General features: G+C 69.9%; 5 protein-coding genes. 4 read left to right on the top strand and 1 reads right to left on the bottom strand.

All coding sequences use genetic code 11. From position 1 onward, the window contains the following. Positions 1 to 117 precede the first annotated feature (117 nt). The 3 genes from ACFWX1_RS46895 (at position 118) to ACFWX1_RS46885 (ending at position 3,105) form a co-directional block, all read left to right on the top strand. Entirely contained in the window at positions 118 to 786 is a 669-nt protein-coding gene (locus ACFWX1_RS46895) for an acVLRF1 family peptidyl-tRNA hydrolase (protein ID WP_378396421.1), read from the top strand. Between the two features lie 303 nt (positions 787 to 1,089). Continuing rightward, positions 1,090 to 2,718: an ABC-F family ATP-binding cassette domain-containing protein gene (locus ACFWX1_RS46890; RefSeq protein WP_378396420.1), complete on the top strand. Its 1,629-nt coding sequence runs from the start codon at positions 1,090 to 1,092 to the stop codon at positions 2,716 to 2,718. 177 nt (positions 2,719 to 2,895) lie between these two features. Then, positions 2,896 to 3,105, top strand: coding sequence for a helix-turn-helix domain-containing protein (locus ACFWX1_RS46885; RefSeq protein WP_003071237.1), 210 nt, complete (start codon positions 2,896 to 2,898; stop codon positions 3,103 to 3,105). Here the strand turns inward: ACFWX1_RS46885 and ACFWX1_RS46880 are convergent. Next, positions 3,092 to 4,411 carry a glycosyltransferase 87 family protein gene (locus ACFWX1_RS46880; protein ID WP_378396419.1) on the bottom strand — a complete coding sequence of 440 codons (1,320 nt, stop codon included), beginning with the start codon at positions 4,409 to 4,411 and terminating at the stop codon, positions 3,092 to 3,094. The genes ACFWX1_RS46885 and ACFWX1_RS46880 overlap by 14 nt on opposite strands. Positions 4,412 to 4,599: 188 nt before the next feature. On the opposite strand from ACFWX1_RS46880, the gene ACFWX1_RS46875 reads away from it, so the two are divergent. Beyond that, complete coding sequence (locus ACFWX1_RS46875) at positions 4,600 to 6,477, top strand: ABC transporter ATP-binding protein (protein WP_378396418.1); 1,878 nt, start codon at positions 4,600 to 4,602, stop codon at positions 6,475 to 6,477. The last annotated feature ends 102 nt before the right edge of the window (positions 6,478 to 6,579 follow it).

The raw sequence follows: 6,579 nt of genomic DNA, 5'->3' as shown, positions 1-6,579 counted from the left end.
GCCCCGCGGCCGTCTCCCCGTCATCCCCCCACCCCCCCCGTCTCTCGCCCCACCCCACCCCCCGCGGCGGGCTCTGGCCGCCCCCCCCCCACGGCGTTGTGGCCTTAGGTTGGAGGCATGGCGAAGACGCGGGAGGTCGCGGGCGGCGGGCGCGCGGTGGAGGTCGCGCCAGAGCGGCTCGAAGGCTGGTTCGCCCGGTTCGGGGCGCGCAACGACGGGGTCCGGTCGACGCTGCTGGGGCCGGACGAGGTCCGCGTCACCGGCGGCACCGGCGTGACCGCGACGGCGACCGTCCCTTTCGGACCGCTGGCCGCCGAAGGGGAGTATCCCGGGCTCGAGGTTCGCCCACTGGTCGAGCACGCCCTCGTCCCGCGCCGGATCGCGTTGCTGCTCGTCCGGTTGGGCGGGCACAGCGTCGGGATCGCCGACGGCGGCGTGGTCCGGATCTCCCGGACCGACCGGCATCTCGTGCACGGCCGGTCCGCCGCGGGCGGCTGGTCGCAGCAGCGCTTCGCACGACGGCGGGCGGGCCAGGCGCGGTCCGCCCTGCGCGCGGCCGCCGACGACGCCGCGGAGGTCCTCGTCCCCCGGCTGTCCGAAGTGGACGCCGTGATCCTCGGCGGCGACCGCCGCGCCCTCGACGAACTGCGGGAGGACCGCAGGCTGGCCCGGCTCTTCGCCCGCGCCGAACCCCGCGTCCTCGCCCTTCCCGAACCGCGGCGCAGCGTGCTGGAAGACGCCGCCGAACGCGCCGTCGCCGTCGAAATCACCCTCCGCGGCCCCTGACCCGCGAGTCCCACGCTCCCGCGCCCGAGTCCCACGTTCGCGCGCCCGAGTTCCACACCGGCGGATCCGAGGTCGGTCGCCGGACACCGCGCGGGTGTGGAACTCGTGCTCCTGAACGTGGAACTCGGCGGCTTGAACGTGGGACTCGGGTGAGTCTGGACACGGTGGGGGAAAACCGGTCGACAGCGGTCCGTACACTGGAGCCGTGGAAATCCTGCTGGAGTAGCTGTCGCGCCGGACCGTGCCCACACGGTGACCGGCCGTCGACGCTGTCCTCATCCACCCCCGTCCACGGGAGTTCCCTTGATCACGGCCACCGGCCTCGAGCTGCGCGCCGGTTCGCGCATCCTGCTCAACGAAACCAGCCTCCGCATCCAGCAGGGCGACCGCATCGGCCTCGTCGGCCGCAACGGCGCCGGCAAGACCACCTCGCTGAAGGTCCTCGCCGGCGAGGGCGAGCCGCACGCGGGCGAGCTGCGCCGCAGCGGCGAACTCGGCTATCTGCCACAGGATCCCCGCGAAGGTGATCTTTCGGTCACCGCGAAGGACCGGGTGCTGTCCGCGCGCGGGCTCGACACCCTGCTGCGCGACATGGAAAAGGCGCAGACCGCGATGTCCGAACTGGTCGACGAGCGCCAGCGGGACAAGGCGATCACGCGGTACAGCAAGCTGGAAGAGCGATTCGCCTCTCTCGGCGGGTACGCCGCGGAGAGCGAGGCCGCGCGCATCTGCTCGAACCTCGGCCTCGCCGACCGGATCCTGCACCAGACGCTGAAGACGCTTTCCGGCGGTCAGCGCCGCCGGGTCGAGCTGGCCCGGATCCTGTTCGCCGCCGCGGAAGCGGGCGCCGGCGGGAAGTCCGAAACGATCCTGCTGCTCGACGAGCCGACCAACCACCTCGACGCGGACTCCATCAACTGGCTGCGCGGATTCCTCAAGCAGCACGACGGTGGCCTCGTGGTGATCAGCCACGACGTCGAGCTGCTGGCCGACGTGGTCAACAAGGTGTGGTTCCTCGACGCCACCCGCAGCGAGATCGACCTCTACAACATGGGCTGGCAGCGGTATCTGGACGCGCGGGCCACCGACGAGAAGCGCCGCCGCCGTGAGCGCGCGAACGCCGAGAAGAAGGCCTCCGCCCTGCAGCAGCAGGCCGCGAAGCTGGGTGCGAAGGCGACGAAGGCCGTGGCGGCCAAGAACATGGCCCGCCGTGCGGAGCAGATGCTCTCGTCGCTGGAGGAGACCCGCCACGCCGACAAGGTCGCCAAGATCAAGTTCCCCGAACCCGCGCCGTGCGGGCGGACTCCGCTCACCGCCGAGAACCTGTCGAAATCGTACGGCTCGCTGGAGATCTTCACCGGTGTCGATCTTGCGATCGATCGCGGTTCAAAGGTGGTCGTGCTCGGTTTGAACGGTGCCGGAAAGACCACATTGCTGCGCCTGCTCGGCGGAATGGAAACTCCGGATACTGGCACGGTCGTACCGGGTCACGGATTGCGTTTGGGCTATTACGCACAGGAGCACGAAACCCTCGACCACGAAGCGTCGGTGTGGGAAAACATCCGACATCTCGCGCCGGATACCGGTGCGCAGGAGTTGCGGAACCTGCTCGGTTCGTTCCTGTTCAGCGGCGAACAGCTCGACCAGCCCGCCGGGACGCTTTCCGGCGGCGAGAAGACCCGGCTCGCCCTCGCCGGGCTGGTGTCCAGCGCTGCCAACGTGTTGCTGCTCGACGAGCCGACCAACAACCTGGATCCGGCCAGCCGCGCACAGGTTCTCGACGCGTTGCGCAGCTTCGAAGGCGCCGTCGTTCTGGTGACCCACGACCCCGGCGCGGTGGAAGCGCTCGAACCGGAGCGTGTCATCCTGCTTCCGGACGGTACCGAGGATCATTGGTCGGCGGATTACCTGGAGCTTGTGCAGCTGGCGTGACGGATGCGTCCATTCGGGTGCAATGGCGGTGCCTTTGGGGCACTGGAATGGCCCAATGTGATCGCAGTTTCGGTTGTTTTACCCATGTCGTCTGGCATTCCGGCGCTCAGTGTTCGATCATTGCCCCGGCAGGGGCCGAATGTGGCCCAGAACACTCTCGGCGGGAAGGCGATCGACGTGGCTGATCTCAAGAAAGGCGCGCGGATCACCGGCAACACGCGCGACAAGCTGGCCGCTGACCTGAAGAAGAAATACGAGAAGGGCTCGAGCATCAGGGCCCTCGCGGAGTCCACCGGGCGGTCCTACGGCTTCGTCCACCGGGTGCTCTCCGAGTCGGGCGTCCAGCTGCGTGGCCGTGGCGGGGCGACCAGGGTCAAGAAGAAGTAGCGGGCTGCTCCGCGGGGGGCGCAGTCCGTTCGGCTGACCGGAAGGTCAGCTGGGCACCGAGCAACACGAGCGGGTACACGAGGTAGCCGTAGCGAGTGGCCGGGGTCAGCAGGATCAGGGTGCCGAGTCCGACGGCGATGCGCAGCAGCGCGTCCGAGCCGGTCGCGGGGGGCCGGCGCACCAACCAGGCCAGCATCGCGAGCGCGGCGATGCCCACGAGCGTGAACGCGAGTACCAGACCCGCCTGACCGGTCTCCGCGATGAGGTGACCGGGCAGGGGGCTCGCAGCGGGCGAACGCACCACGCCCATGCCGAGCGGGAAGCGGATCACGTGCTCGAGGAACGCTCGGGGGTCCACGAGGTACACCGGGAGGTGCACCAGCACCGTCGTGGCGAGCAGCGCGGCCACGAAACGGCCCAGTGCCGCCCAACCGAGGTGGTCCTGTTTCCGTGCTCTGACCAGCACGAAGATCGCGAGCACTGCGGCCGCCGGTGCGACGATGAGCTTCGCGCTGATCACCAGCGCCAGCACCAGCCCGGACAGGACGTTCCGGCCGGTCGCGGCGAGTGCGCACGCGAGCACCAGCAGTCCGACGATCGCCAGGTCCGGCCCGGCCACCGCCCAGGTGAGTGTCGTGAGTGGACACGCGAGCGCGAGCTGGGCGCCGGGCACCGGGATCTTCGGCCAGCGCAGCAGCCGCAGTGTCGCGAGTACGCACGCGACCGCCGCCAGCGCGAACATCCAGCGCGCGTCGGTCAGCGCGTCCGCGACCGGGCTGCCGCCGAACAACGCCCTCGGCAGGCCGAACACCGTCATCACCGGGCCGTAGGGCGTGTAGTCGTTGACCTCCGGGAGCCTGCCGAGCGCGGTGACGTCGACGTAGGGCGTGCCGTGCCGAAGCAGCAGCGACGCCGAGCGCTCGATCACCCACACCTCGGGCTGCGCGGCCCAGGAGAACGGCGTGATCAGCCAGTCCACCCCGGTGAGACGGCGAATCACCAAGATCACCAGCGGGACGATCATCGCCAACACCGCGATCACGCCGAGCCCGAACCGGCGCGAGCCGAGCACGCCGCCGGGGGTACGGCCGCGCCGGGCCGACACCAGCAGCCAGCCGCTGTGCGCGGCGGCCAGCCCGTAGCCCGCGATCGCGCAGTTGCCCCAGACGCGGTAGCCGTAGAACTCCGACTTGACGGCGGTGATCGCGGCGAAGACGAGGCAGCCGAGGGAAAACGCCAGATCCCAGCCCAGCGCGCGGCCCGGCCGCTCGGCCGACGGCCGGACGGGCACCGAGAGCAGTCGCACCCCTTGTGCCCCCTCGTGTCGCGATCGGATCCCCGTCAGGCTACCGAGCGGGCGGGCGGGCGCCCGAGCCGGGAGAAGAAACTTCCGGAATCGGGAAGTAATCTGTGCGACGCCGTGTTGTGCAGGGCATATCCGATGAAAAGTTCAAGTAATATAGAGGTTTTGGGCGGGACGGGGAAGAGGGCTTCATGGACAACACGTGGGCGTTGATGAGTTCGGCGATGCGGTCCGCCGACACGCCGAAGGCGCTGACCCGCGGCACGGTGCGCCGGGTCGCGCGCTTCGCGAGGCCGCACTGGGGGAAACTGCTGATCTTCCTGGTCCTGACCGTGGTTTCGGCGGTACTGGCGGTGACGACACCGGTGCTGGCGGGCAAGGTCGTCGACGCGATCGTCGCCGGGCGCGATCTGCCGCTGGTGATCTGGCTCGCCGTGGTGATCGCCGTGCTGGCCATCCTCGACGCCGGGCTCGGCCTCGTCGAACGGTGGCAGTCTGCGCAGATCGGCGAGGGGATCATCTTCGACCTGCGGCGCGCGGTGTTCGAACACGTGCAGAAGATGCCGATCGCGTTCTTCACCCGCACCCGCACCGGCGCGCTGGTGAGCAGGCTCAACAACGACGTCATCGGCGCGCAGCGGACGTTCACCGCGACGCTGTCCGGTCTGGTCACCAACGTGATCCAGCTCGCGCTCTCGCTCGTGGTCATGATGAGCCTGTCCTGGCAGGTGACCCTGCTCGCGCTCGTGCTGCTGCCGATCTTCGTGCTGCCCGCGCGCAGGCTCGGGCGGCGCATGGCGGGGCTGCAGCGTGAGGCGGCACAGCTCAACGCCGGGATGACCACGCAGATGACCGAGCGGTTCTCCGCGCCGGGCGCGACCCTGGTCAAGCTGTTCGGCAGGCCACGTCAGGAACTCGGCGAGTTCGGCGTGCGCGCGGGCCGCGTCCGCGACATCGGCGTCCGCACGGCGATGCTGACCCGGTGGTTCATGACCAGCCTGACGCTGGTTTCCGCGCTCGCGCAGGCACTGGTCTACGGTCTCGGCGGCTATCTCGCGGTGACCGGGCAGCTCGCCGCGGGCACCGTGGTGGCGCTGGCGCTGCTGCTGACCCGGCTCTACGCCCCGCTCACCGCGCTGGCGAACGTGCGGGTCGACGTCATGACGGCGCTGGTGTCGTTCGAGCGGGTCTTCGAGGTCCTCGACCTGGAGCCGATGATCAAGGAGAAGCCGGGCGCGCGTGCGCTGCCCGCGGGCACGGGTGTCTCGGTCGAGTTCGACGACGTCCACTTCGGATACCCGGCGGCGGACCGGTACTCGCTGGCGTCGCTGGAAGACGTTGCCACGCTCGACCATCGCGGTGGCGAAGAGGTGCTGCACGGGATCTCGTTCCGCGCCGAACCGGGACAGATGGTCGCGCTGGTCGGCTCGTCCGGTGCCGGGAAGTCGACCATCGCGTCGTTGCTGCCGCGGCTCTACGACGTCGATTCCGGCGCGGTGCGGCTGTCCGATGTGGACGTCCGGGAGCTGAGTTTCGCGGCGTTGCGGGAAACCGTCGGCGTGGTGACCCAGGACGGGCATCTGTTCCACGACACCATCCGCGCCAACCTCGCCTACGCCCGGCCCGGGGTGACCGACGACGAGATCTGGTCCGCGCTGGAACGCGCCAGGCTCGGCGACCTGGTCCGGTCGCTGCCCGATGGTCTGGACACCACGGTGGGGGAGCGGGGTTACCGGCTCTCCGGCGGGGAACGCCAGCGGCTCACCATCGCGCGCCTGCTCATCGCCCAGCCGCGGGTCGTGGTCCTCGACGAGGCGACGGCGCATCTGGACTCGGAGTCCGAAGCCGCCGTCGGCGAAGCGCTGACCGACGCGCTCGAAGGCCGTACCGCTCTGGTCATCGCGCACCGGCTGTCCACCGTCCGCGCCGCCGACCAGATCCTGGTGATCGAGGCGGGCCGCGTCGTCGAACGCGGCACCCACGAGGAACTCCTCGCCGCCAACGGCCGCTACGCCACCCTCCACGCCACCCAATTCGCCGACGACCCCGAAGAACTCCCCGCCGCCTAACCGCGATCTCGCGTGATCAGCGGCGTAACTCGCGTGATCAGACGGAGATCTCGCGTGATCGGGCGAGATCTCCGCTCAATCACGCGAGTTACGCGCGCAATC

The organism is Amycolatopsis sp. NPDC059021 (genome assembly GCF_042739895.1).
GTDB lineage: Bacteria > Actinomycetota > Actinomycetes > Mycobacteriales > Pseudonocardiaceae > Amycolatopsis.
Note: the sequence above shows the minus strand (reverse complement) of the source record. Positions and strands in the feature narration are given on the sequence as shown.